At 67.2% G+C, this 24,542-nt stretch carries 21 protein-coding genes; 4 read left to right on the top strand and 17 right to left on the bottom strand.

From position 1 onward, the window contains the following. Positions 1–13: 13 nt before the first annotated feature. The 5 genes from RA164_RS16360 to RA164_RS16380 all read right to left on the bottom strand — a co-directional run bounded on the left by RA164_RS16360 (position 14) and on the right by RA164_RS16380 (position 6,546). Complete coding sequence (locus RA164_RS16360) at positions 14–1,531, bottom strand: alkaline phosphatase family protein (RefSeq protein ID WP_329741906.1); 1,518 nt, start codon at positions 1,529–1,531, stop codon at positions 14–16. A 98-nt stretch (positions 1,532–1,629) separates the two neighbouring features. Further along, on the bottom strand, positions 1,630–4,023 hold the full coding sequence (locus tag RA164_RS16365; RefSeq protein WP_329741907.1) for a TonB-dependent receptor: 2,394 nt from the start codon (positions 4,021–4,023) through the stop codon (positions 1,630–1,632). Positions 4,024–4,167: 144 nt separating this feature from the next. Next, on the bottom strand, positions 4,168–5,175 hold the full coding sequence (locus tag RA164_RS16370; protein ID WP_329741908.1) for a YheT family hydrolase: 1,008 nt from the start codon (positions 5,173–5,175) through the stop codon (positions 4,168–4,170). After that, on the bottom strand, positions 5,172–5,948 hold the full coding sequence (locus tag RA164_RS16375) for a lysophospholipid acyltransferase family protein (RefSeq protein WP_329741909.1): 777 nt from the start codon (positions 5,946–5,948) through the stop codon (positions 5,172–5,174). The genes RA164_RS16370 and RA164_RS16375 overlap by 4 nt, the downstream gene beginning before the upstream one ends. Positions 5,949–6,036: 88 nt before the next feature. Continuing rightward, positions 6,037–6,546, bottom strand: coding sequence for an Lrp/AsnC family transcriptional regulator (locus RA164_RS16380; RefSeq protein WP_329741910.1), 510 nt, complete (start codon positions 6,544–6,546; stop codon positions 6,037–6,039). Positions 6,547–6,693: 147 nt separating this feature from the next. On the opposite strand from RA164_RS16380, the gene phhA reads away from it, so the two are divergent. Further along, on the top strand, positions 6,694–7,590 hold the full coding sequence (gene phhA / locus RA164_RS16385) for a phenylalanine 4-monooxygenase (RefSeq protein ID WP_329741911.1): 897 nt from the start codon (positions 6,694–6,696) through the stop codon (positions 7,588–7,590). Between the two features lie 27 nt (positions 7,591–7,617). On the opposite strand, the gene RA164_RS16390 is transcribed toward phhA, so the two are convergent. The 8 genes from RA164_RS16390 to RA164_RS16425 all read right to left on the bottom strand — a co-directional run bounded on the left by RA164_RS16390 (position 7,618) and on the right by RA164_RS16425 (position 14,865). Continuing rightward, on the bottom strand, positions 7,618–8,307 hold the full coding sequence (locus RA164_RS16390) for an RES family NAD+ phosphorylase (RefSeq protein WP_329741912.1): 690 nt from the start codon (positions 8,305–8,307) through the stop codon (positions 7,618–7,620). Between the two features lie 151 nt (positions 8,308–8,458). Beyond that, entirely contained in the window at positions 8,459–8,851 is a 393-nt protein-coding gene (locus RA164_RS16395) for an MbcA/ParS/Xre antitoxin family protein (RefSeq protein ID WP_329741913.1), read from the bottom strand. An 85-nt stretch (positions 8,852–8,936) separates the two neighbouring features. Further along, positions 8,937–10,745 carry a chloride channel protein gene (locus RA164_RS16400; protein WP_329741914.1) on the bottom strand — a complete coding sequence of 603 codons (1,809 nt, stop codon included), beginning with the start codon at positions 10,743–10,745 and terminating at the stop codon, positions 8,937–8,939. A 122-nt stretch (positions 10,746–10,867) separates the two neighbouring features. Next, on the bottom strand, positions 10,868–12,631 hold the full coding sequence (locus tag RA164_RS16405) for a DUF885 domain-containing protein (RefSeq protein ID WP_329741915.1): 1,764 nt from the start codon (positions 12,629–12,631) through the stop codon (positions 10,868–10,870). An 88-nt stretch (positions 12,632–12,719) separates the two neighbouring features. After that, positions 12,720–13,424 carry a helix-turn-helix transcriptional regulator gene (locus RA164_RS16410; RefSeq protein ID WP_329741916.1) on the bottom strand — a complete coding sequence of 235 codons (705 nt, stop codon included), beginning with the start codon at positions 13,422–13,424 and terminating at the stop codon, positions 12,720–12,722. Positions 13,425–13,456: 32 nt separating this feature from the next. After that, positions 13,457–13,981, bottom strand: a complete 525-nt coding sequence (locus tag RA164_RS16415; protein WP_329741917.1) for a cupin domain-containing protein — start codon at positions 13,979–13,981, stop codon at positions 13,457–13,459. 58 nt (positions 13,982–14,039) lie between these two features. Further along, on the bottom strand, positions 14,040–14,249 hold the full coding sequence (locus tag RA164_RS16420) for a hypothetical protein (protein ID WP_329741918.1): 210 nt from the start codon (positions 14,247–14,249) through the stop codon (positions 14,040–14,042). A gap of 10 nt (positions 14,250–14,259) precedes the next feature. After that, positions 14,260–14,865 (bottom strand): DJ-1/PfpI family protein, encoded by a 606-nt coding sequence (locus tag RA164_RS16425; protein ID WP_329741919.1) that lies wholly within the window; start codon positions 14,863–14,865, stop codon positions 14,260–14,262. A 206-nt stretch (positions 14,866–15,071) separates the two neighbouring features. On the opposite strand from RA164_RS16425, the gene RA164_RS16430 reads away from it, so the two are divergent. Further along, complete coding sequence (locus RA164_RS16430) at positions 15,072–16,094, top strand: class 1 fructose-bisphosphatase (RefSeq protein ID WP_329741920.1); 1,023 nt, start codon at positions 15,072–15,074, stop codon at positions 16,092–16,094. Between the two features lie 63 nt (positions 16,095–16,157). On the opposite strand, the gene RA164_RS16435 is transcribed toward RA164_RS16430, so the two are convergent. Together RA164_RS16435 and RA164_RS16440 are read right to left on the bottom strand one after the other, a co-directional pair. Continuing rightward, entirely contained in the window at positions 16,158–17,033 is an 876-nt protein-coding gene (locus tag RA164_RS16435; protein WP_329741921.1) for a 2OG-Fe(II) oxygenase, read from the bottom strand. A 111-nt stretch (positions 17,034–17,144) separates the two neighbouring features. Then, entirely contained in the window at positions 17,145–19,205 is a 2,061-nt protein-coding gene (locus RA164_RS16440; protein ID WP_329741922.1) for a M3 family metallopeptidase, read from the bottom strand. A 118-nt stretch (positions 19,206–19,323) separates the two neighbouring features. Between RA164_RS16440 and RA164_RS16445 the strand changes: the two genes are divergently transcribed. Both RA164_RS16445 and RA164_RS16450 read left to right on the top strand, forming a co-directional pair. Continuing rightward, positions 19,324–21,042 carry a patatin-like phospholipase family protein gene (locus tag RA164_RS16445; protein ID WP_329741923.1) on the top strand — a complete coding sequence of 573 codons (1,719 nt, stop codon included), beginning with the start codon at positions 19,324–19,326 and terminating at the stop codon, positions 21,040–21,042. Between the two features lie 40 nt (positions 21,043–21,082). Beyond that, positions 21,083–21,616: a gamma carbonic anhydrase family protein gene (locus RA164_RS16450; RefSeq protein WP_329741924.1), complete on the top strand. Its 534-nt coding sequence runs from the start codon at positions 21,083–21,085 to the stop codon at positions 21,614–21,616. A gap of 91 nt (positions 21,617–21,707) precedes the next feature. Here RA164_RS16450 and RA164_RS16455 read toward each other — a convergent pair whose 3' ends face one another. Then, positions 21,708–23,477: a peptide-N4-asparagine amidase gene (locus tag RA164_RS16455; RefSeq protein ID WP_329741925.1), complete on the bottom strand. Its 1,770-nt coding sequence runs from the start codon at positions 23,475–23,477 to the stop codon at positions 21,708–21,710. Between the two features lie 142 nt (positions 23,478–23,619). Further along, on the bottom strand, positions 23,620–24,444 hold the full coding sequence (gene aroE / locus RA164_RS16460) for a shikimate dehydrogenase (RefSeq protein ID WP_329741926.1): 825 nt from the start codon (positions 24,442–24,444) through the stop codon (positions 23,620–23,622). Positions 24,445–24,542 lie beyond the last annotated feature (98 nt).

Here is a 24,542-nt window from a genome sequence, read left to right on the forward strand (position 1 = left end):
GAAACCCTCCGGCTCAATGCGCCGAACGGACATGCCGGGCCGCCAGCCGCTCCCAGGCGACGCCGGGCAACAACGGCGTCTGCTGCTCGCGCACCGCCTGCAGTGCGTCCGGATTCAGGCCCAGCGCCGCCAGCATGGTCGGCGCCACGTCGGTGGTCGATACCGGCATGTCCAGGCGACGACCCGGGTCGGGCAGCATCGGTCCGGACACCAGCAGCGCCACATGCGTGTCATCCATGTCGAAGCCGCCGTGCTCGGCACGCTTGGTGGCACCGGCCTTGGCATAGATCACGCCCGGCTGCGGAATCACGATCAGGTCCGGCGTGCGCACGTCGTGCTTCGGCGACGGGAACAACAGACCCAGGCGACGCCCCCACAGCACGCGTTCGATACCCAGCCGCTTGCGATCGGCCAGCAGGGTACGCGCCACGGTGCCGGTCATGTGCTGGTCGTGCAGCCAGATCAGCGCGCTGCGGTCGGTGGTGAGCTGGGCCGGCTCGCCGCCCGCGGCCGCCGCGATCACCGCGCGCAGCCAGCCGGACGGCACGTGCCGCAGCTGATCCGGATCGATCGGACCGTTGCCATGCTTGGCGGTCACGATCACCAGCGTGTCACGATCGAGGTGGCGCTTGACCAGTGCGTGCATCAGCTGGCCGATCAGGTTGTCCACATGGGTCAGCGCCGCATCCAGCGACGGCGTGGGCGTGCCGTCGGCGTCCTGGTAGCCGGCCAGCTTCTCGGCCACGTTCACGCTCTGCAGATTCAACCCGAACAGGGTGGGCACCGGCGCACGGGTGGTGCCGTCGTGACGGTAGCCGTCCACTTCGTGGATCACCGCCTGCATCTTGCCGGTGTCGTAGGTTTCGGTGCGGGCGATCGAAGCGGTAATCGCATCGGTATCGGGGTGGCCTTCGCCGTCCAGACCGATTTCCGGCGTGTAGAGATCCTCCACGCCATTGCCGGACGGACCCTGAACGATCGCATAGGCCGGGTGCTTGTCCGCCCACGCGGTATAGCCGCCGGCCGCACGCACCACGTTGAACACCGTGTTCACGCGCAGGTACTGCCAGGGATAGACCGGCCGGCAACCATGCGCCGGATCGCGCGGCAGTTTCGACGCATCGATGCCGTGCCCGCCGGGGGCGTCCACTTTCTCGTTGTACAGCACGTGCGCACCGACGGCGCTGCACGGCCCGGTCGGCGGCGCCAGCGAGCGGTCCCAGGTGTTGTCGTAGTAGACGCCGGTCACGGCCGGGGTGCCGCCGGTGACCAGGGCCAGCAGACCCGGGAAGGAATCGGCCGGCACTACGGTGTTGGCGCGGGTGTATTCGATGCCGCCCTTGGCCAGCGCGGCCAGGTTGGAATCGGGATGGATGCGGATGTAGTTGCGCAGGTCCAGCGCGTGCAGACCGTCGACGCTGATCAGCAGCACATGGCGGATCGGCGCGGCGGTGGCCGGCATGGCCATGGACAGGCCACCGCAGAGTGCGGACGCAGCCACTACGGCACGGGCGATTTTCGATAGGAACATGGAGCGAACTCTTCAATGACGACGTCTGCCACAACTCATGTGGCAGACGTCCGGTGGAATGGGTGGGGGCGCCATGGCAGGCGCGCCCCGGGTGGCGCTCAGCGCACCGGAATGTCGAAGCCGAACATCACGCTGCGACCGGCCTGGGTGAAGAACAGCGGCACGCCATTGCCGGTGTAGCCGCCCAGATCGTCCAGCGTCCGGTTGTCGGTCAGGTTGTGCACCTGCAGGCTGAGCTTGGTGCCGCGCGGCAGCAGCGCTGCCTTCGGCAGGGTGTAGTTCACGGCCAGGCTGGTCATCGTGAACGGGTGGAAGCGATAGATGCCGATCGCATTGCCATTGGCGTCCTGCCCGATGTCGCCGGCGTCGGCACCGGTGTACTTGGCGATCAGCGAGGCGTTCCAGGCACCCTGGTGGTAGATCACCCCGGCCGCACCGGTGTAGCGGGGCACCATGGCCAGCTGCAACCCGTTGGAGTTCTGCGTCGCCTTGTTGTCGCTGGCATTGCCGTACAGGCTGAAACCGCCGCCGACCAGGTAGCTGGCCTCGATCTCGGCGCCGCGGTACTTGGTGCCGCCGAGGTTGGAGAAGATCGTCACGCCACCGATCTTGTGCTTGGTCACCTGGTTGGTGAAGTTGATCGCGTACACGTCGGCGGACAGGCTCAAGCGGTCGCTCTGCCATACCGTACCGAGCTGGTAGTTGGTGGTGGACTGCGGCTTCACCTTCTGGTCTGAAACCAGCGGGTTCGGCACATAGAACAGGTTCTCGTTCGGCGCCAGGTAACCCTTGGCGGCCTGCAGGTAGGCGGTCCAGCCCGACTGGATGCGGTAGTGCAGGTCGATCGCCGGCAACAGGGTGCGCCAGCTCTGCTGATAGTCCTGCGCCGCACCGACCTTCTGCTGCACCGGCGCCACGTCGTGTCGGCGGAAATACACGTACTTCAGGCCCGGCGTCACGGTCAGTGCATCGGTGACATGCCAGGCGTATTCGAGGTACGGCTGCACGGTGAGGAAGGTGCCGTCGATACGGCGGTCGGTCGCCGCCAGCGCACTGGATGCGTTGTAGGCACCACCGTTGGTGAAGTCGATCTCCGCCTTGTAGCGATGGTAGAGCTGCTTGTTCACCCACAGGCCGTAGCGCAGTTCGCCCGGACCGAAGTCCTGCGTGAAGCGCAGCATGTCGCCCCAGTTGCGGTACAGGTTGTACATCTTCTGGCCCGGCACGTTGTTGCTGCCGTAGATGGTGCCGTTGGTGCTGCCTGCCCCGGCCGGGACGGTACCGTCGCCAGCCGAGCCCGAGACGCCGTTGAGGCTGCCGTAGTCGTAGTTGCCGCCGTTCGGGTCGTTGCCGTTCCAGCCGTGGTGGTAGTACGCGTAGGTGTAGAGCTTGTTGTCCACCGTCACGTCGCCGAGGTCGCTGTGCAGGCCCACGTACTCGAAGTCCGAGTTGATCACGTCACCGTTGTAGCCGCTGAAGGCCTGGCTGTTGGGATTGCTGGACAGGCCGTAGTTGGAGCCGAGCTGCTGCATCTGGCCCGGCAGGTCGCTGGTGAACGGCGCCGTGCCGTTGTTCACCGCCACGTAGGGATACGAAGTGGCGCCGACGATCGCGGTATTGCTGCCGCTGTCCTGGTTGGTCATCGCCACCACGGTCAGCTCGGTGTGCTCGCCCAGCGGCTTGGTCGCCTTCATGAAGAAGTTGTGGCGGTCGAAGTTGGCGCCGGTGAGGTAGCCGTTGGACTTCACCTGGCGATAGTCGACAAAGGCGCGCAGGTCGCCGAGGTCGTGCAGGGTGCCGGTATCGAAGGAGCCGCCCAGCAGGCGCGTGGCATAGCTGCCGTAGCTGCCGTAGACATGGCCCACGGCCTCGGCGTCCGGCGCACGCGTATTCATGCCCACCGTGCCGCCGAAGGTGGCGAAGCCCACCGTGGACGCGTTGCCCGGACCGCGGTCGACATTGATCGAACCGAGGTCCTGCGACATGAAGTAGTCGGTCGAGTGGTGGGTGAAGTCGTTCGGGTCGCCCACCGGGATGCCGTCCATGGTGAGGTTGAACTCGCCGTCCTTGAAACCGCGGATGCTCATGTCGCGGCTTTCGGTAAGACCCGCACCGTTCGGCTCGCGATCGCTCACGCTGGGCGTGATGGCGATGATGTCCGCGTAGGTGGCCGTCGGCGAGGTGTTGTTGAGGATGTAATCGCGGTTGATCACCGAGGTTGGCTGGGTGACTTTCAGCGGCGTGGTCGCCGGCACGTGGTGCAGCGACAGCGTGGCCGCCGTGACCGTTACCGCCGACATCTGCTTGACCTTGTGCTTGCTCAACGTGTTGGCCGAGAAATCGGTGCTGGCAGCGGCGCTGCCGGCCATGGTATTCGCCGTATGGGCGGCGACAGCAGGCTGGGTGGCGGCGGCAGCGGCCATGGGCAGCAGCACACAGCCAACGGCCAGTGCCAGAACGGTGGGCGAGGGAAAGCGACGGCGCAACGACATGGGAAGGTCTCCGCAGGGACTCGAGAATTCCCGCCATGCTGGCCATCGGGTATGGCGCTGGCTTTACCGGCAGCTGCCGATCCACGCACGAAAACCTTGCGGAACCGCAAGACAGCGCATCCGGGCTGACGCCCGGCGCAAGACTCAGTCGCGATCGACCAGCGCGTTGAAGCGCGCGGCGATGTAGTCGTCGGTGAAGCTGGTCATGTCGCGGCCGCGGATGAAGCCGCAATGACCGCCGTGTGCGGCGATATCCAGTTCCACGTTGGCCGGAAGATCCAGCCGCTCGAAGGCGTCGACCGGAATCACCGGATCGTCCCGCGCAGTGAGGATGGTGGCGGGAATGGCCATCGCCTTGAGCGCGCTGCCGGCCACCGAGTAGCCATCCAGATACGCCTGCAGGGAACCGAAATCGGTATGCCGCAGAACCAGTGCTTCGGTAAGACCGCGCAGGTTCTGCTTGAGTTCGGCCAGTTCGAAATAAGTCTGCTGCGGAAACGCCGCCTGCTTCAGGCGCAGCGACTGCCGCCACTTGCGCATGAAGTAGGCCTGGTAGAACCAGGGCGCCGACTCCTCCAGCGAAAACAGGCCCTCGCCCGGGTCGATGATCGGACACACCGCCAGCGCGTAGCTCAGCGGAATGCCCGCCGCGGGTGCCGCCAGTGCGGCCCGCAGCGCGAAGTTGCCGCCCAACGAAAAACCCGCCAGCGCCATCGGTCGCGCCGGCCAGCGCTGCGCGATGTCGCCCAGCGCGTGCACCACTTCGTCGAGCCGGCAGGAATGGAACAACGCCTCGTTCAGGCGATGGCTGTCGCCGTGGTCGCGGAAGTTCAGGCGGAACACGTCCCAGCCATCGGCCAGCAGGCGGCTGCCGGTCTGCAGCACGTAGGTGGAATCCACGCTGCCTTCCCAGCCATGGAACAGCACGGCCAGCCCGCGCGCCTGCGGCAGCGCCTTCTGCGCAGTGAACGCACCGCTCAGCCGCACGCCGTTGCCGCCATCCACGGTGACCGTCTCGGCCCCTTCGCGCACCGCCCTCGCGGCGGTCGGCAGCATCAGCCGGCGCACGCCGCTGGACGAGAGCATGGTCTGGATGTGGCCGTTGGTCAGTGGCCAGGGTGGCCGGAAGTCCTCTCCGCGCGGCAAACTCATGATGCCCGGTCTTCCAGCGCCGTCGCGATGCGCTCGCGTGCCAGTTCGGCCATCTTGCGCCGGCCGTCGGTACTGACCGGCACCGGCGTCAGGAAATGCACTTCCGCATCCATCGGCGCACCGCCGAGCAGGCGCAGGAAGTTCTGCATGAAGTTTTCGTCCTCGCGGAAACCGGCATCGACGATGCGCCGCCCTCCGCGTGCGAAGCGCAGCCCCACCGGCTGCACCGGCACCCCGGCATCCACCGCGGCCTGCAGGATGCGGGCATGGAACACCTTCAGCACGCCGTTGTGCCCGGTGCCGCCCTCGGGGAACACCGCCACCGACCGGCCGGCGCGCAGGCGGTCCACCATCACCTGCATCACCGCCGACAACGAATGGTTGCTGCCGCGACGATGGAAAATGGTGCCGCCACTGGTGGCCAGCCAGCCGACCAGCGGCCAGCGCGCGATCTCGGCCTTGGCCACGAAACAGGCCGCCCGCTGGCTGTGCAGCAGTTCGATGTCGATCCACGAGGTGTGGTTGGCGACGAACAGCACCGGGTCGGCCGCCGGCTGGCCGAAGCGCACCGAACGCAGTCCGAAGATGCGCATCAGCATGGTCGACCACCAGCGGATCACCCGGTGCGCGAACGGCTCGCGGCCGTTCTTCATCACCCGGTCGCGATTCCAGCTCATCACGAAGGCCGCCAGCAAGATGCCCAGCAGCACATGCAGCAACAACAGCGGAATACGCCAGAAATAGCGCAACGGACGCAGTGGATCGCGGGTCATGGCAGTTCCGGTACTCATGAACTGGTTAGTTTACCGTTAGCCGGCGCGTACGTGTTTACGCTCGACGCTTTTGGTCCCGGCACCCGCTTCAGGCGCCACGCTCGGCACGTTCCCGGCTGCCGCGCTGCTCGAGCTGTGCCAGCGGCAGCGAGGGCGAGCGCTTCACCGTGCGCAGTACGAAACTGGAGTTGAGGTCGGCCACGCCGGCGGCATTCAGCAGATGGTCGAGCAGGAAGCGCGAGAAATCCTGCAGGTCGGCCACGTACACATGCAGCAGGTAATCCATGTCGCCGGTCAGCGCATGGCAGGCCACCACCTCGTCCCAGCCATTGATCTGCGCGACGAAGTGCTCCACCGCCGCCGCCTCGTGCCTCACCAGCTGCACCCGCACGAACGCCTGCAGGCCCAGACCCACCGCCTGCGGGTCGACCTGGGCGGCATACCCGGTGATCACCTTGTCCGCCTCCAGCCGCTGCAGCCGGCGCAGGCAGGCCGACGGCGAAAGACTCACCCGCTCGGCCAGTTCGGCATTGGTGATGCGGCCCTCCGATTGCAGGACGGCAAGCAGGCGAAGATCGGTACGATCCAGGGTGTTCATGCACTTTTCTCCCTTATTCAAGCAATCCTTCGCATGAATGTTGCTCCAGTTTGCTTATTCGTCACAACATCACAACCTTCATGCACGTCATCCGCCGTATGCTGTTGCGCATCGAATGACCTCGCAGCCGCATCGATCGGGTAGCCCATGGACCACGCCAGCACACCACGCAAAGTCGAACACCAGCAGACCGACCGCGGTTACGTGCCGGTCTATGCCACCGGCGTGGTCGAGCAGCCTTGGTCCAGCTACAGCCGCACCGACCACGAGGTGTGGGACACCCTCTACAAGCGCCAGCGCGAGCTGCTGCCCGGCCGCGCCTGCCAGGAATTCATGGACGGCGTGACACGCTTCGGCCTCGGCGACGGCGGCATTCCCAGGTTCGACGACCTCAACAAGGTGCTGGCCAAGAGTACGGGATGGGAGCTGGTCGCGGTCGAGGGCCTGCTGCCTGACGAAGTGTTTTTCGATCACCTGGCCAACCGCCGTTTTCCGGTGAGCTGGTGGATCCGCAAGCCCGACCAGTTGGATTACCTGAGCGAACCCGACCTGTTCCACGACCTGTTCGGTCACGTGCCGCTGCTGCTCAACCCGGTGTTCGCCGACTATATGCAGGCCTACGGCCGCGGTGGCATGAAGGCCTTCGGCATCGGCCCCGAGGCGCTGATGAATCTCACGCGCCTGTACTGGTACACGGTGGAATTCGGCCTGATCAACACCGCCGCGGGCATGCGCATCTACGGTGCCGGCATCGTCAGTTCCAAGGGCGAGTCGATCTACAGCCTGGACTCGGCCGCGCCCAACCGCATCGGTTTCGATCTGGAACGCGTGATGAGCACGCGCTACCGCATCGACACCTTCCAGCAGACCTACTTCGTGATCGACAGCTTCGAGCAGCTGTTCGAGGCAACCCTGCCGGACTTCACGCCGATCTACGCGAAACTCGGCACGCAGCCCGCCCATGCCGCCGCCGACGTGCTGGACCACGACCGCGTGTTCAACCGCGGCACCCGCGAAGGCTTCGCCGACAACGCCGATACCTGAGCGAGCGCCCGGCACTGGCGCGGCGGCTCAGCGACCCCGCTGCCATTCGCTGACTTCGAGCACCTGCGCAATGCGCCGGCCGTCCCACCGGTACACCAGGTGGCGCTCCTGCACGCACGGCGCCACCTGGTCGGGGTAGAACGCGGCGATGCATTCGCCACCCGGATCGCGCACGCTGTCGAAAACCAGCCCGTTCGAGCCCGCCGCATGCAGCACGCGGGCCAGCGCGACACTGGCCGCATAGCTGTTCGGATCGTGCGCGCGCTTCCAGCCGCCACGGATGTCGTGCAGGCGACAGTCGAAATGCGTGCGGTAGCAGCGCATCTGGATCTCGCAGGCCGGCTCGGCCGTCATCGCCAGGAAGCGTTCGCGGTGATAGACCGTCTCCTCCACCGCGGTGGCCACGTTGTGCCCGGCATAGAACACCCCCCAGCTGCCATCGGAGAACCGGTTGCCGGCCGGATCGATGTGCGTGAAGGCCGCCATCACCGGCGTGCTGCCCGGTCCGCTGATGCGCCGTTGGCGGGGTATCAGCGCCAGCGCACCGGCTTCGTCACGCAGCCGCGGATTGGTCATCGCCTCAATCGCGAAGACCGCGTCCAGGTCGGCCGGGTCGGCGACGCGGTCGAACACCCCTACTGTCGGGAAGCGGCTCGGCACGATGCGGTACGCATGACTCCAGCGAATGCGTCGTACGGGGGGCAGTTCGGGGGGCATCGACGACTCCATGGGTACATCCTGTCGCTGGGCGGGTCAGCTGGCATGGCTGGCGAACCATGGTCCCGGCCATTCCGGATGCCGGCCTGCCGGAGCGACGAACATGCCGGACAACAATCTCGCGCGGCGCGACCGACCGTGCGCGGCAGACTCAGCCGCGCTGCGCATCGAGATACTGGCGCACCACGTACAGGTCGGCCACGTTGCCGGACAACATTCGCTGCATGGCCGACTGTCCGCCGAACAGCGCTGCCGCATTGGGCTGGTGCAGCCAGCCATCGGCCTGTGCCGGATCGGGAAACAGGATCTGCAGATCCTTCCAGATGCCCAGCAGGTAGCTGATGCGCTCCAGTACGTCGCGGCCGGGGCTGCCGTCCTGCTGGCGCTTCCATTTGTAGAAGGTCGACTCGGGCGGCTCGCCCAGCAGCGTGCGCTGGTCGGCCACGCGCAGGTCCCACGCCTCGGCCATGCGAAAGAAGCTGCGCAACGCGGGGCCGCCGAGATCGTTGGCGATGAGCTTGCCGGGCTTTGCCTGTGTCTGCATCGAAGCTTCCTCAGTAAAGCTTTACTGCACTTTACTGCAAATATGCAGTCATCATCGCGCGGCATGCGCGCACTCGGCCGCAGCGTCAGTCGGCGCCGGGACTTTCGCGTTCCAGGGCGCCGGAAAGGTTGGTGCTCTCGACCAGGTCTTCCCGCGTCACCACGCCGAGAATGCTGTCCACGCCGTCGAGCGTGCCGTCACGGGTCATCACGGCGTTGCGCAGGCGCCTCTCGCGCAGCACGGCGATCAGGTCGAAAACCTGGATCGATCCCTTCACCACCACCACCCGGGTATCGGCCAGCTGATGCAACGGTGTATCGGCCGACATGCTCCGGAAGGCCGCCTGCAGGATGCGCGCAGGAACCACGCCCACCAGCACGCCGTCCCGCAGCAGCACCACGCGCGGAGTGCGGTGCTGGCGATGTGCCATTACCTCAGCCAGCGGCGCATCCGCATGCATGCACACATATGGAGCACCGACGAATTCCAGCGCATCGCGCGCCAGGTACAGCGGACTCTGGATGGCGCTGGGAATGTGTTGGCCGCGCCGGGTCAGCTTGAGCGTGTAGATCGTGTCGCGCAGCAGCAGGCGACGCATCGAATACGCCACCGAAACGGCAATGATCAGCGGGATGATGACGTGATAGTCGCGCGTCATCTCGAAGGTCATCACCACCGCGGTCACCGCGGCTCCGGTACTGGCACCGACCATGCAGGCCATGCCGATGACGGCGGCGCTGACCACGTTCACATGCACCCCCGGCAGCAGCGCGTGCACGCCCGCGGCGAACGCGGCACCCAGCGTGGCACCGATGAACAGGGCCGGCGAGAACACGCCGCCGGACGCGCCCGAACCCAGGGTCAGCGCGGTCGCCAGCAATTTCAGCAGCGCCAGCAACGCAAGTAGCCCGACCGCGGTCAGGCCACCGTTGAGCACGTCCTGGATGGTCGCGTAGCCGACGCCTTCGATGTAGTAGTGCCCGGCGTGTCGCAGCAGCAGGTACATCATCAGGCCGACCAGCAGCATGCCCAGCGCGTGACGCACGTAGTCGCCGCCCGGCACGCGCCTGAAGATGTCCTCGAAACCGTAGATCGCACGCGTGTAGACCATCGCGCCCAGACCGATCAGAAGGCCCAGTACGATATAGGCGAGCAGGGTCGGCACTGGCATCAGCGCCGGTGGATCGAGCGTCAGCGGCGGCACCACGAAGGACGGATGGCTGCCGAAGAACGCGCGCCCGACCAGGCTGCCGGTACCGGTGGCCAGCATCACCGGGATCAGGGTGCGCGCGCTGATTTCCACCAGCAGGATCTCGGCGGCGAACAGCACGCCACCGATCGGCGTGTTGAAGGTGGCGGCGATGCCGGCGCCGCCACCGCAGGCGATCAGCACCAACCGCTGCCACTCGGGAATCCGCGTCCATTGCGCCAGCACCGAGCCGAACGTGGCGCCGATCTGGATGATCGGCCCCTCACGGCCGACCGCGCCGCCCGAACCGATCGAAATGGACGAAGCCAGCGCCTTGATCAGCGCCACCGGCGCACGGATCACGCCCCGGTTGAAGTGCATCGCGCCGATCACTTCCGGCACGCCGTGGCCACGTGCTTCCGGTGCGAAGGTACACACCAGGAAGGTCACGATCAATGCACCGAGCACCGGCACCAGGATGATCGCCATGCCCCAGGGACTGGCGCCGGCATGTTTCAGTGCGTCGTAGGCCACGCTCGCATGGCCGAACAGGAACAGGTTGTGGAACAGCGCGATCAGCTTGCGGAACGCCACCGCGCCCAGCCCGGCCACCACACCGACGGCCACTGCCATGGCCAGCATCGCGCTCTCCAGGCGCGCTTCCCCCCACAGATTGCGCCGGTCCGCGGCGATACCCGTTTGCACGTGTCTCATTCCTTCGGCAGCTTGCGGCCTGCACGGTGACGGCAGGCCGCCCTATCCTCTGCCTCGGGCACGGGCAATGCAAACGATGCGTCGCGAATTGCGCCCCACGACGCCGCGGTCGTTCAGTGTGCTGCCGGGGGACGGCGGTCGAGCCGCGCGTAATCCGGCTCCGGCCCGCCGGCTGCGATGAAGCGGTCGATGCGCTGCGCCAGTACCGGCAGCGGCACCGAGCCGGTCGAGAGCACGGTGTCGTCGAAGGCACGGATGTCGAACTTCGCGCCCAGCGCCTTTTCCGCCTTGTCACGCAGCGCGAGGATCTTCAGGTAACCCAGTTCGTAGGACAGCGCCTGGCCCGGCCAGCTGATGTAGCGGTCCACCTCGTTGGCGATCTCCAGCTTCGAGAGCGCGGTGTTTTCGGCCAGGTAGTCGATGGCCTGCTGGCGCGTCCAGCCGAGATGGTGGATACCGGTGTCCACCACCAGGCGGCAGGCGCGCCACATCTGGTAGGTGAGGAAGCCGAACTTCTGGTAGGGCGTCTTGTAGATGCCCATCGCATTGCCCAGGTATTCCGAATACAGCGCCCAGCCCTCGCCGTAGGCCGAGATGTAGCTGTCGCGGCGGAACGCGGGCTGGCTGTGGTCCTCTTCGGCCAGTTCCAGCTGCAGCGCATGGCCCGGATAGCTCTCGTGCAGGGTCAGCGCCGGCATGTTGTAGAGCGGACGCGCCTTCAGGTCATAGGTGTTCACCAGGTAGACGTCGGGGCCACCGCGGCCGGAGGTGTAGTACGGCGCGATCGCCGCCGGCACCGGCTCGATGGTGAAGCGCTCGCGCGGCAGGTGGCCGAAGAACTTCGACAGCTGGCCGTCCACTTCCTTGGCCACCCAGGCGGTCTTGTCGAGCAGTTCCTGCGGGGTCCTGGCGTAGAAGCGCGGGTCGGTACGCAGGAAATGCAGGAACTCGGCGAAGCTGCCCTTGAAGCCGGTCTGCTTCATCACCGCGACCATCTGCGCGTGGATTTTCGCGACTTCTTCGAGACCCATCCGGTGGATCTGGTCGGGCGAGAGATCCAGCGTGGTGTATTCGCGGATCTGCTGGCGGTAATACGCCTTGCCGTCGGGCATGGCTTCGGCGGCCAGGGTGGTGCGCGCCTGCGGCACGTAGACGTCGTCGAAGAATTTCAGCAGCTTCGCGTAGGCCGGGATGACGCCATCGGCGATGGTCGCTCGCGCCTGCGCCCTGAGCTGCGCGGCCACCTTGGCGGGAATGCTGGCGGGCAGGTGCTCGAACGGCTGGTAGAAACTGCTGCGGGTGGGGTCCTTGAGCTCGGCGACCGCCGCGATGGAGCGGTCGCGTCCGTGCAGCACCGCGCGTGGCACGCTGAAACCGCGCTTCAGGCCCAGCTGCATGTTGGCGATCTGCTGGTCGAAATAGCGCGGCACCTGGCCCAGGCTGGTCAGGTAGTGCCGGTAGTCCCTGACGGTATGCAGGTCACTGGTATCCAGGTCGTAGCCCAGGTCGCTCCAGAATGCCGAGTCGCTGTTGAACGGCATTTCCCACTGCTTGAACTGCTGGTCGGCGATGAAGTTGCGGATCTGCTCGCGATACACCGCGTAGTTCACCTGGTCGGCCGGGGTGAGCTGCTTCACGTCGATCGCGTCGAGGCGGCGCATCACCTTGCGCCAGTAGTCGAGCCGCTGCTGCTGGCTGGCGGCGTCGACGCTGTCCAGTCGTGCGTTGTCCGGTTTCGCGTCGGGGCCTGCATGGCCGGTGCGCCATGCCCATTCCTGCCGGTAGATCGCACGGAAGCGGTCGTCCACCGTGCCCGCCTGCGCGCATGCGCACCATGCAAGCCCCGCCAGCAGCAGGCCACCCAGCCATCGGTTCATCGTTTTGTCTCCGCACCACGCAAGCTGCCGATCATCGCATCGAACGCGCACGCTGCACCGTGCCGATGGATGGGTACGCCATGCCCACCTACTCCATGCCCGCGCCGTAACCGCGCACGGCCTGCAGGTAGGCATCCAGGTCGCGACCGGCGACTGACGCGAACACCTCGCCGGTCTCGTCCAGCACGCCGATGCGGTCAGGGCGGAAATTGCGGAAGTCGGCACGCAGCCGACACCACGCACCCAGCGTCCACTTGCCACCCCAGAACGCCAGGCACAACGGCTCGATCTCGCGCTTGCTGGACTCTCCGCCCTCGTCGCAATAGTCCAGCCGCAGCACCCGGCTGTCGCCGATCGCCGCATGCAGGCGGTCGATCAGTGCAGCGAACGCGTTGCTCTGCTCGTCGCGCCAGGTCGGTGCGTAGATCCGCGTGCGCGCGGCGCGCTCGCGCAGCTCCGGCGGCAGCACCGCCTCGATCTTCAGCAATGCGGCCTGCGCCCCGGCGGCCAGCCGGTCACCGGCAAAGGCCCGCACGAAACGGGTGCCGACCACCAGCGATTCGAGCTCGTCGGCGGTAAACATCAGCGGCGGGATGTCCGAGCCCTTGCGCAGCACGTAACCGACCCCGGCTTCGCCTTCGATCGGTACGCCCGACAGCTGCAGGTCGGCCACGTCGCGGTAGACCGTGCGCAGCGAAACACCCAGCGTCTCGGCCAGGCTGCGTGCGGGCAGCGCGGTGCGGCGCCCGCGCAGGGCGTGGATGATGAGGAACAGACGGTCAGCGCGACGCATGCGAGCATGATGACCCGGCCCCGGCGCGATCGCTACTCGCCTTCCCAGTAGTCATGCGTCTCCTCCATGCGGCCGACATAGCGGAACCCCTGCGGCCGGCCGTCGGCATCGCGACCGGACGTGTGCATGACCGCGAACTTGCCCGAGTCGGGGTATTCGCAGATCTCCGGCGTCTGGTTGCTGGACACCGCCAGGTAACGCAGCGGCTGGTCGCCGGTGTTGGCGATCTGGTGCGCGGTCTCGGGCCCGCCCGGCGGACAGCAGATCACGTCGCCGGCGCGGATCGGATGGACCGCCGCACCGATGCGCGCCTCGCCGGTGCCGGCGAGCACGAAGAACATTTCCTCGTTGACGCTGTGCGAATGGAACGGAAACCCGCGCTTGCCCGGCGCAAGTTCGGTGAGGTTGTAGCCGAGCTTGCGCGCACCCAGCCGCGACCCGATCGGCGCCATGCCGCCGCCGATCCGCGCAGGGGGGGGCTGGCTGCCGAACTGGCGGCTCAGGCGCTCGAACGGAATCAGTTCGAGATCGCCGATATTGAGGATTGGTGTGGTCATGGCATGTCTCTCGTCCAGGTGGTGTTTCGCGGTCGACGTCTCCGCCAGGCGCGCAGACTCAGGGCTGCCTGCGCTGCCGGCCGAAAGGGTGCTGCAGCCCGGTCAGCGCAACCAGCAGGCCAAGCCGGCGCGGTACCGACCCGACCGATGGCGACTGCGTCGGCGCAGATTCGGCCGACGACGGCAGGCGGTACTGGCCATCCCGCAGCAGGCCATTGAGATACATCGGGCGGTAGGCCTGGAGAACCCGGTGCAGGGCAGGGTTCATGGCGTTCTCCTCAGGCCGCCGCCGCTGCGCCAGCCATCCACGGTGGCTGGGCATGCTTGAACAGGCGATACCAGTCCTCGCGCTCGGCCGGGCTGTACAGGTCGAGCGTACGGATCACCTCGCGCGCGAATTCCACGCTGCCGAGATGACTGGCGGTGATGGTGCCGCCGTCGCTAACCGCCAGCACGTCCGCGTCGTACTGGTCCGCACCGGCGTAGCTGGGCGCCCTGCCGGCAATGTGGCCCGGCCAGTTGCCGGTATGCCGGCAATGATCGAGCAGGCTGGCCCGTGCCAGCGCCAGCACGCCGCTGTCGATGCCCGCCACCACCGCACCGGCTGCATGCAGGCGGCGCAGTACCGCCACCACCGGCTCGCCTTCGCCGCGTTGCCACAGATGTCCGCCCGGCACGATCAGCATCGCGGCGCGGTCGACATCGAGCCCGGCCAGCGCCAGTGCGGGCTGTACCGCAAGGCCGCCCATCGACATCACAGGCGCCAGGGTCAGGCCTACCGTGCACACCCGCCAGTCGCCCGGACGGCGGATCTCGCACAGTGCCAGCGCCGCCTGCCAGTCGGCGAAGCCGTCGAATACCAGCATGTAAACCGTGTCGCGCATGTCGTTCCCTCCATCGTGAAAACCCCGCAGGCCGCCGCCGCTTCCGCAGGCCGGAAGCAGCGCCCGCCATTACGACGGTCCGGCGCCTCGCGATACGACACAGCATGCGTGCCTGCTGCTGCCAACGTGCTGTCAGCAGCAGGGCGGACGCTGGCGCCGGAGAGCCGGAGCCGGGACAATGTGCGTTTCCCCGCCATGGATTCGACATGAAGCCGATCTCGCTGATCCAGTTCCTGATCGAGGAACGCCGCGCCGGTCATATGAACCCCGAGCTTTCCCTGCTGATCGAGGTGGTGGCGCGCGCCTGCAAGCGCATTTCGGTGGCGATCGGCAAGGGTGCGCTGGGTGGCGTGCTGGGCGAGGCCGGCAGCGACAACGTGCAGGGCGAGGCACAGAAGAAGCTCGACGTGATCTCCAACGAGATCCTGCTGGAGGCAAATGCCTGGGGCGGCCATCTCGCCGCCTGCGCGTCGGAGGAAATGGAAGACCCGCAGCCGATCCCGGACATGTATCCGAAGGGCCAGCACCTGCTGCTGTTTGATCCGCTGGACGGCAGCTCCAACATCGATGTGAACATCTCGGTGGGCACCATTTTCTCGGTGCTGCGCTGCCCCGACGACGTGACCGAACCGCGCGTCGAGCACTTCCTGCAGCCGGGCACCACCCAGCTTGCCGCCGGTTATGTGGTGTATGGCCCGTCCACCGTGCTGGTGCTGACCTTCGGCCACGGCACCCACGAATTTACGCTGGACCGCGAAGTGGGCAGCTTCGTGCTGAGCCGGCGCGACATACGCATCCCCGAGGCCACCGCCGAGTTCGCCATCAACATGTCGAACCAGCGCCACTGGGAAGCGCCGATGCAGCGCTATGTCGGCGAAATGCTGGCCGGCAAGGACGGCCCGCGCGGCAAGGACTTCAACATGCGCTGGGTGGCCTCGATGGTGGCCGACGTGCACCGCATCCTCACCCGCGGCGGCGTGTTCTTCTACCCGATGGACGCCAAGATCGCGGCCAAGGGCGGTACCGGCAAACTGCGCCTGATGTACGAGGCCAACCCGATGGCCTTCATCGTGGAACAGGCCGGCGGCGCGGCCACCACCGGCCGCTCGCGCATCCTCGAGGTACAGCCCACCGCGCTGCATCAGCGTGTGCCGGTGTTCCTCGGCTCGAAGCAGGAAATCGAACTGGCCACGCGCTACCACGTCGATGCCGACCAGGCCCAGGGCTGAGCCCCGCATGGCGATGCACTGCCCTGTCCCGCCGGCATCGCCGACGGGACAGGGCCCGACCGCTCACGCCATGCCGTAGCGGCGCTGCCGCATCCACTTGGTGACGATCCACTTCTCGCCGCGCAGCACCGGCGCGCCTGCATGCAGGGTGCGGTGGTCGAGCTGGCCGTGGCTGTTGGCGTACTCGAAATAGACCGCTGCGCCCTTCTTCGGCACCACCGACAGGCCCAGTTCCGGAAACACCGTGGCGCCGCCCTCGTCCACCTCGTTGAGATACATCACCAGGGTCGACACGCGCTGGCCGCCCAGCGTCATCTGCGCGACGCTGCCCGGATCGTTCGGCGGAAAGTAGTCGTAGTGCGGCTTGTATTCGCCGCCCGGGCCATAGTGCAGCACCTGCAGACCCTCGCCGTTTTCCACCGGCAGGTTCATCAGGGCGGCGATACGCGCATCCAGCCGGGCGATGAAATCGTCGGCATTGATCGGGAAGAAGGTGCCCTCGCTGCTGCGGTCGGCAATGGTTTCGTGCTTGCCGGTGACCGGGTCGACGATGGTGGAGCGACGGAGCTTGGCGGCGGCGCGCCGGATCAGCTCGTCGCACTCGCCGTCGTCGAGCAGGTTCTCCAGCACCGCGACCATCGGCCGTTCCAGCCGCATCGCCACGTCCACCACGCGGTCGGCCGCGTGGATGCGGTTGCCCGCCGCCAGCCGCGGTGCCTCGTAGGCATAGGCATCCCGCTGCACGGCCGCGACGGCATCGTGTGCGGGTGCCGGCTGGCGCATGCCGGCCAGCATGTCCTGCACGCTGGCCGCGGCGAAGACCGGATCGAAATGGTTGCGCACCATGTCCTCGACCAGCGACTGCGTGGCGCAGCCACGCGTCAGGTTGTCGCGGATCCAATCGCGCCATTCCGGCGCAAGCTGTGTGACGGTGTTCATGCCAAGCCCCCCTTGGACCCGGTCACGATAACCGCATGTGCCGCTGCATGCCACGTCACAGGCTCACGGACGTGAGCCTGTGCCTGGCGGGTCGCTGCGTGAAGCCGCCGCTCAGCCGGCCAGGCCGTGACTGCGCAGCAAGGCTTCCGGCTCGGGCCGGCGACCGCGGAAAGCCACGAAGCTCTCCAGCGCCGGACGGCTGGCGCCCACCGAGAGGAATTCGCGGCGGAAGCGCTCGCCGGTGGGGTGGTCGATCACGCTGCCGCGCACCCGCGCCGCTTCCTCGAATGCGCCGAAGGCATCGGCGCTGAGCAGCTCCGCCCACAGATAGCTGTAGTAACCCGCCGCGTAGCCGCCCGCGAAGATGTGGCTGAAGGCATGCGGGAAACGCTGCCAGGCCGGCGGATGCAGCACCGCCACTTCGTTGCGCACGGCTTCGAGCACCTCCATCGGACGCGCGCCGCTGGCAGGGTCGTAGCCCAGGTGCAGCAGGAAGTCGAACAAGGCGAACTCGAGCTGGCGTACCAGGAACAGACCGGCATGGAAATGCCGGGCGGCCAGCATGCGCTGGAACAGTTCGTCGGGCAGCTTTTCGCCGGTCTGCCAGTGCCGCGCGAACAGGTCCAGCGCCTCGCGGTTCCAGCCGAAGTTCTCCATGAACTGGCTGGGCAGTTCCACCGCGTCCCACTCCACGCCGTCGATGCCGCCGATCGACGGCAAGGCGATCTCGGTGAGCAGGTGGTGCAGGCCGTGACCGAATTCGTGGAACAGGGTCAGCACGTCGTCATGGGTGAGCAGGGCGGGCCTGCCGTCGGTGGGCGGCGCGAAGTTGCAGGTGAGGAAGGCCACCGGCAGCTGCCGGGCATCGCCGTCGTCGAAGCGCGCGCGGCACACGTCCATCCAGGCGCCGCCGCGCTTGCCGCTGCGTGCATACAGGTCGACATAGGCACCGGCGAACACGCGGCCGTCGGCATCCTTCACGTCGTAATAGCGCACGTCCGGATGCCACACGTCGACATCCTCGCGCGGAGCGAGGGTGATGCCGTAGAGCCGCTGGGTGATCGCCCACAGCCCGTCGATCACCGCCGGCAGCGGGAAATAGGGCTTGAGCTGTTCCTCGTCGAGCGCGTATTGGCGCTGACGCAGTTTTTCCGAGGCGTAGCCGACGTCCCACGATTCCAGGTTGTCGAGCTTCAGCTCCTGCTGTGCGAACTCGCGCAGCGTGGCCAGTTCGCGGCGCGCCACCGGACGCGCACGGGCAGCGAGGTCGCGCAGGAAACCCAGCACCTCGTCGGGCGAGCCGGCCATCTTGGTTGCCAGCGATTCCTCGGCCGCATTGGCGAAGCCGAGCAGCTGGGCGGCTTCGTGGCGCAGCGCCATGATCTGCTCGATGCGCGCGGAGTTGTCGTACTTGCCGGCATCCGGTCCCTGGTCGGAAGCGCGGGTCTGGTAGGCCCAGTACACGCGCTCGCGCAGTTTACGGTCGTCGGCATAGGTCAGCACTGCCTGCACGCTGGGCTGCTTCAGGGTGACCAGGTAACCCTCCAGGTCCTGTTCCTTCGCATACTGGCGCAGCACGGCGCGGCCGGATTCGGGAATGCCGGCAAGGTCGCGCTCGTCGGTGATGTGTTGGTGCCAGGCGTCGGTGGCATCGAGCACCGCGTTGGAGAACTCGGTGGAAAGCTTGGAAAGCGCCACGCCGATCTCGCGGAAACGCGAACGGGCCGGTTCTTCCAGCGCCACGCCGGAAAGCTTGAAGTCACGCAGCGCATGTTCGACCAGTGCCCGCCGGGCGCGCGGCAGGCGGTCGAAGTCCGCGGCATCGGCCAGCGCCTGCACCGCCGCGTAGAGGTCGCGGTTCTGGCCCAGCTCGATGGCATGGTCGGTGAGCTTTTCCTCGGCCGGACCGTAGACCTTGCGCAGGGCTTCGCTGTCGGCGACCGAATGCAGGTGCGACACCGGCGCCCAGGCGCGCGCCAGGCGCTGCTCCAGACGCTCCTGGGTCAGCATCACGTGGTCGAAATCGCGCGCTGCATCCGGGGCGGTCAATGCATCGATGCCGGCACGGTAATCGGCCAGGAGGGTATCGATCGCCGGTTCGACCTGTTCCGGGCGGATGTGCGAGAACGCCGGCAGGGTGTCGTCGGCGAGCAGAGGGTTTGCTTGGCTCATGGAGGCTCCTTTCAAGCCCGCAGCGTGGCGACGGCGACCGGCGAAATCAAGCTCGGCAAGATGACAACGCAGGGCACTGCTGTCGCAACCGCGCGGCGCGGGCGTAACATCGATGCTCATGTTTCCCGCGCATTTCGCCGGAATGATCGCCCGCACGCCGATGTTTGCGCATCTGGACGACGCGCAGCGCGACGCGCTGACACAGCACCTGTGCTGGTTATGCCTGCCCGGCGGACAGTCGCTGTTCCGTCCCGGCGAGCCGTCGGATGCGCTGTACCTGCTTTGCAGCGGCAGCCTCGGCGTGTTCGACGGCCCTACCGTGCGGGTGCATCAGGTGGTGGCCGGCGAGTGCGTAGGCGAACTGGGCCTGCTCAGCCGGCGGCCGCACCGCTACACGCTGCGCGCCCTACGCGACTCGGAACTGCTGCGGCTGGACCGCGCCGCCTTCGAAAGCCTGCTCGAACATCACCCCGGCCCGATGCTCGGGGTAGCGCGGCACGCGGTCGAGCGTCTGCTGTATCCCGATCGCCGCAACGTGGCGACCGACCGGCCGCGCACGTTCGCCATCCTGCCGGTGGATGCGGATACGCCGGCACGCCCGCTGGCGGCCAGGCTGGTACAGGCGCTCGCGCCCTACGGCTCATGCGCGCTGATCGACGCGGCCACCGCCGCCGGCCACGGTGTCGACTGGTTCGCCGAACGCGAAGCCGCCATGCGCTTCGTCATTTACCTGGACGACCGCGGCGATCCGGCCTGGCGGCAACGCTGCCTGCGCCAGGCCGATGTGCTGCTGTTGCCGGCCCGCGCCGAATGCAGCGCGCACCCCTGGCCCGAGGCGACACCAGGTCATCCGTCGCGGGCCCGGCATCGCCCGCGTCACCTGCTCCTGCTGCACCCCGGCCAGCATGTGACGGCAGGGGCGGCACGCCGCTGGCTCGCGCAGTTCAGCGGCGAGCTGCAGCACCACCACATCTGCAACGACGACGACGTCGCGCGCATGGCCAGACTGGTCAGCGGACACGGCCGCGGCCTGGTGCTTTCCGGCGGCGGCGCACGCGGCCTCGCCCACCTGGGTGCGGTGCGGGCGCTGCGCGAAGCCGGTTACCGCTTCGATGCGGTCGGCGGCACCAGCATCGGCGCGATCGTCGGCGCCGGCGTGGCACTGCACTGGGACACCGAAACCATGATGGACCGCTACCACGAGGCGTTCGTGCGTGGCCGGCCGGTGTCCGACTGGACCCTGCCGCTGGTGGCGCTGACCCGGGGCGGGCGCGCGTCGGCGATCCTGCGGCGCGCCTTCGGCGAGATCGACATCGAAGACATGCGGCATCCGTTCTTCTGCGTCTCCACAAACCTCACCCGCGAAGGACGCGCGGTGCACCGGCGCGGACCGCTGTGGCAATGGCTGCGCGCATCCAGCGCGATACCCGGCATCTTGCCGCCGGTGCTTCACCACGGCGACGTCTATGTGGACGGCGCCCTGGTCGACAACCTGCCCACCGACGTGATGGCCGACGACGGCATCGCGCACATCACCGCGGTCAGCATCCGCGCCGACGTGCGCATGCGCACACGCCTGGATGCCAGCACCACGCCACCATGGTGGAACCTGCTGGCACACCGGCACGACGAGCGCGACTGGCCCTGGCTGGTACCCACGCTGACCCGCGCGGCGATGATCAACAGCGAGGAGATCAGCGCCGGCTGCCATGCCCTTGCCGACCTGTTGATCACGCCGCTGCTCGAGCACACCGGCCTGCTCGACTGGAAGGACTGGAGCCACGCGGTGGACGCGGGTTACCGCGAAGCGCAGCGGGTACTCGCCGGCACCCGCTGAGGCCGCAGCGCCCATCCGTCACCCGCCCTACAATGCGCTCATGCATACCTTACGCAGTTACAAGGGCATCGCGCCCACCCTCGGCCAGCGCGTCTATGTCGATCCCGCCGCCAGCGTGATCGGGGACGTGGTGCTGGGCGACGACGTATCGATCTGGCCCGGCGCCGTGCTGCGCGGCGACGTCAACCACATCCGCGTCGGCGCGAAGACCAATATCCAGGACGGTGCGATCGTCCACGTGGCCCATGCCGGTCCCTACGGTCCGGGCTTTCCCTGCCTGATCGGCGAGGGAGTCACCGTCGGCCATGCCGCCGTGGTACATGCCTGCAGCATCGGTGACTACGCCCTGATCGGCATGCATGCCACCGTGCTCGACGGCGCGGTGATCGGCGACTACGGCTTCGTCGGCGCCGGCGCGGTGATCCCGCCGGGCAAGGTCGTGGGCGAACGCGAGCTGTGGCTGGGCAACCCGGCGAAGTGCGTGCGCCTGCTCAGCGACGTCCAGGTCGAACAGCTGCGTTACTCCGCTGACCACTATGTGCGCGTGAAGGACGAATACCTCGGCGCCGGCTGAGCGCCGGACCCGCCGCCCGCTTCAACACCTGCCAAGGAACGACCCGGCGTCATGCGCGACACCGGGCCGGGTCCGTCAGCGGTCCGCTGCGTTACCAGTCCAGCAGGCTGCGGCCGAAGCTCGGCGAACCGTCCGGATGGGTGAACCACAGCACGTGGTTGATTCCGTCGGGGCAACCCCTGCCACTGTTGTAGGCCGTGACCACACCGCCCGCCGAAGCGACGCTGGCGCGGTAGCAGCTGCCCAGCGAATCGTGGAACGCGAACGCCTGGGTGCTGGCCTGGCCGGAATGGCCGGTGTAATTGAAGTTGGCATCGAAATCCAGCGTATCGGCACTTTTCACCGTGTTGTCCACCGAGGCGGTGTACAGCGTGATTCCCGCCAACTGCTGGATCGTATGCTGGCGATAGCCCTGGCTGACCGTGGTGGTCACGCCGATGCTGCCGTCGCTGGCCACCACCTGGTCATAATCCAGATACAGCGGATAGCGCAGCTGCTCGCGGAAGCGGTTGGTGACGAATTGGCCGATACGGCTGGTGCTGCTGCCATCCATCGAAGTCAGCTGGTTAACCACCTGACGGTAGGTGGTGCCGTTGATGGTGAAGCCCTGGGTATCGGCGAAGCCGACGGTCTGGTCCACCGTGGTGTCGACGCGGCCGTGCGAGGTGTCGACATAACCCTCGATCACGAAGTGGCGACTGAGCTTGGTGGTGATGTTGCCGCTGACGTTGCCGCTCTTGTCGGTTTTCAGGGTATCGCCGATGGTCGGTGTGGGTGCCTGACCGACCAGCGTATTGCGGGTGACGCCGCCGGTGACCTGCGTCGCATGCGGGTCGAGGTAGACCAGCAGGCTGGCGGTGGCCGAGAAATAATGGGCCGCGCCGGCCACGCTCACCGCCACGGTATGCGGCGCGCCATCGCTCAGGATGCCGGCGAACGGCGTGAGGTCGACCCGGTAGGGCATGAAGTTCAGCGTCTGCACACCGGTCACCGGTCGCCACAGGTAGGGGTCGATGCCGCCGGTGTAGATCCACGGATAGATCGGCGCCACCCCGGCTGGCTGGCCGTCGATGCTGACTTCGGCTTCGCGGAAATTGCCGCCGCCGCATTCCTGCACTTCGTTGGCGTACTGGTCGGGCACGCAGGTGTACCAGAACTCATCGGCGTTCTGGCTTTGCGCGAACACGTCCAGGTAGGCCCGCTCGACGTTGCGCGGCAGGGTCAGCGTCTTGGCCAGCTGGCTGCTCGAGGTGTTGAGCGCGGTGGTGCTGCCCACCGGGTCGCTGCCCAATGGATAGACCGCATCCGGCACCTGGCCGGCCGGCGCCACGATCGAGGCCGGATAGAACAGCAGCCTGGCGCTGCCGTGGATGACACCGGTATAGGTGCTGTTGACCAGGTTCGCCAGGATCGCCTGGCCCTGGCCCGCATTGCGGAACAACGCGCTGTAATCGGTCAGGTCACGTTCCACGTGCCAGCTTGGCGCCACCGTCGAGGACGGCTCCTCGGTGGTGCCGAAATACAGGTTCACGCCACCCAGCCAGATCGATGCGGTGCGGTCGAACTGGCGGCCGGCTGTTACCGAGAAATCGCCCTCCAGCACCACCTTGGACCAGTGCGTGCCGCATCCTGCGGGAGGCGTATAGCTGAAGGGTCGGGTGCCGAAATCGTTGAACGTGTCGTTCTGGAACAACTGCACCACACAGGGCGTACCTGGTGGACGCGGCACGGCCGGATCGGCCGTGGTGACGTTGGACGAACCGACCGGACTGTCCCCACTGCCGGTGGCGAAGGCACTGCAGACTAAGCATGCGAGCCCGGCAACCGCCACGGCTCGACCGAAAATCCCTATACGCAACATGCGGCTTCCCCTCATGTCTGGCCATCCCCCTGTAGGCCGGACGCTAGCACGGGTTCCTTTTAAACGCGCCAAATAAACGCGCCGAATCCCAAAGCAGCGGGGAACGCCTGCCGGCCGTGCCGCAGGCAGTAGCCGGCGCCGGTCAGCGCAGTGCCCGGTACACCGGCTCGGTTTCGGGGCGCCGGCCGTGCCACAGCTCGAACGCATCGGCCGCCGTCTCCACCAGCATGCCCAGGCCGTCGTAGGCGCGGTACGCGCCCGCCGCCTCGGCCCAGCTTAGGAACGGAATCGCGGCCGTGCCATAGGCCATGTCGTAGCAGACCGCACGCGCACCGACCAAGGCCATCGGCAGGCCCAGCGACTGTTGCAGCACACCGGCCGAGGTGGCATTGACGATCAGGTCGAAGCTGCCGATGCCGCCCAGGTCTTCCCAGTAGCGGGTACGTACCCGGGCCGGCTCGCCGATCGCGTCGGCCAGTGCGTCGGCCGTGGCCGCGGTGCGGTTGACGATGGTGAGCGAGGCCACGCCCGCGTCCAGGAACGACCACGCCACGCCGCGCGCCGCGCCACCGGCGCCCAGCAACAGCATGTCGCGGTCGCGCAGGTCCACGCCGTGGCGCTCGGTCAGGTCGCGCACCAGTCCCGCACCGTCGGTGTTGTGCGCGGCCAGGCGGCCGTCGTCCAGCCGGGTCAGCACATTGGCGCTGCCGGCACGCACGGCAGCCTGGCTGCGTTCGTCGGCCAGTGCGAAGGCGGCGGCCTTGTGCGGCAGGGTGACGTTGGCCGCATGTCCGCCGTCGTCGTGGAAGAACCGCCGCACCGCATCGGCGAACGCATCCGGGGCGGCGTCGATGGTGCCGTAGCTCAGCGCGATACCGAACTGTTCGGCGAACAACTGATGGATGCGCGGCGACTTCGAGTGACTGATCGGGTGACCGAAAACGGCGTAGCGCGAGGTTTGCGTCATGGATTCGCTCCTGTTCTGGCCACGCATTGTACGGGCAGAGCCGCATCGCTTTGCCGGCCCGGAAACCGCCTGCGCATGAAGTCGCAGTCCGTGAGATG

It is taken from the genome of Dyella sp. A6, assembly GCF_036320485.1.
In the GTDB taxonomy this organism is placed as follows: Bacteria; Pseudomonadota; Gammaproteobacteria; order Xanthomonadales; family Rhodanobacteraceae; genus Rhodanobacter_A; species Rhodanobacter_A aluminiiresistens.

What these genes read in the sequence shown, in the direction of transcription:
- RA164_RS16415 (WP_329741917.1), bottom strand. Translation starts at nt 13,981, where the DNA reads ATGACCACACCAATCCTCAATATCGGCGATCTCGAACTGATTCCGTTC.
- RA164_RS16370 (WP_329741908.1), bottom strand. Translation starts at nt 5,175, where the DNA reads ATGAGTTTGCCGCGCGGAGAGGACTTCCGGCCACCCTGGCCACTGACC.
- RA164_RS16405 (WP_329741915.1), bottom strand. Translation starts at nt 12,631, where the DNA reads ATGAACCGATGGCTGGGTGGCCTGCTGCTGGCGGGGCTTGCATGGTGC.
- RA164_RS16395 (WP_329741913.1), bottom strand. Translation starts at nt 8,851, where the DNA reads ATGCAGACACAGGCAAAGCCCGGCAAGCTCATCGCCAACGATCTCGGC.
- RA164_RS16435 (WP_329741921.1), bottom strand. Translation starts at nt 17,033, where the DNA reads ATGAACACCGTCACACAGCTTGCGCCGGAATGGCGCGATTGGATCCGC.
- RA164_RS16420 (WP_329741918.1), bottom strand. Translation starts at nt 14,249, where the DNA reads ATGAACCCTGCCCTGCACCGGGTTCTCCAGGCCTACCGCCCGATGTAT.
- RA164_RS16450 (WP_329741924.1), top strand. Translation starts at nt 21,083, where the DNA reads ATGCATACCTTACGCAGTTACAAGGGCATCGCGCCCACCCTCGGCCAG.
- RA164_RS16380 (WP_329741910.1), bottom strand. Translation starts at nt 6,546, where the DNA reads ATGAACACCCTGGATCGTACCGATCTTCGCCTGCTTGCCGTCCTGCAA.
- aroE (WP_329741926.1), bottom strand. Translation starts at nt 24,444, where the DNA reads ATGACGCAAACCTCGCGCTACGCCGTTTTCGGTCACCCGATCAGTCAC.
- RA164_RS16360 (WP_329741906.1), bottom strand. Translation starts at nt 1,531, where the DNA reads ATGTTCCTATCGAAAATCGCCCGTGCCGTAGTGGCTGCGTCCGCACTC.
- RA164_RS16390 (WP_329741912.1), bottom strand. Translation starts at nt 8,307, where the DNA reads ATGCCCCCCGAACTGCCCCCCGTACGACGCATTCGCTGGAGTCATGCG.
- RA164_RS16430 (WP_329741920.1), top strand. Translation starts at nt 15,072, where the DNA reads ATGAAGCCGATCTCGCTGATCCAGTTCCTGATCGAGGAACGCCGCGCC.
- RA164_RS16440 (WP_329741922.1), bottom strand. Translation starts at nt 19,205, where the DNA reads ATGAGCCAAGCAAACCCTCTGCTCGCCGACGACACCCTGCCGGCGTTC.
- phhA (WP_329741911.1), top strand. Translation starts at nt 6,694, where the DNA reads ATGGACCACGCCAGCACACCACGCAAAGTCGAACACCAGCAGACCGAC.
- RA164_RS16410 (WP_329741916.1), bottom strand. Translation starts at nt 13,424, where the DNA reads ATGCGTCGCGCTGACCGTCTGTTCCTCATCATCCACGCCCTGCGCGGG.
- RA164_RS16455 (WP_329741925.1), bottom strand. Translation starts at nt 23,477, where the DNA reads ATGTTGCGTATAGGGATTTTCGGTCGAGCCGTGGCGGTTGCCGGGCTC.
- RA164_RS16375 (WP_329741909.1), bottom strand. Translation starts at nt 5,948, where the DNA reads ATGACCCGCGATCCACTGCGTCCGTTGCGCTATTTCTGGCGTATTCCG.
- RA164_RS16365 (WP_329741907.1), bottom strand. Translation starts at nt 4,023, where the DNA reads ATGTCGTTGCGCCGTCGCTTTCCCTCGCCCACCGTTCTGGCACTGGCC.
- RA164_RS16445 (WP_329741923.1), top strand. Translation starts at nt 19,324, where the DNA reads ATGTTTCCCGCGCATTTCGCCGGAATGATCGCCCGCACGCCGATGTTT.
- RA164_RS16425 (WP_329741919.1), bottom strand. Translation starts at nt 14,865, where the DNA reads ATGCGCGACACGGTTTACATGCTGGTATTCGACGGCTTCGCCGACTGG.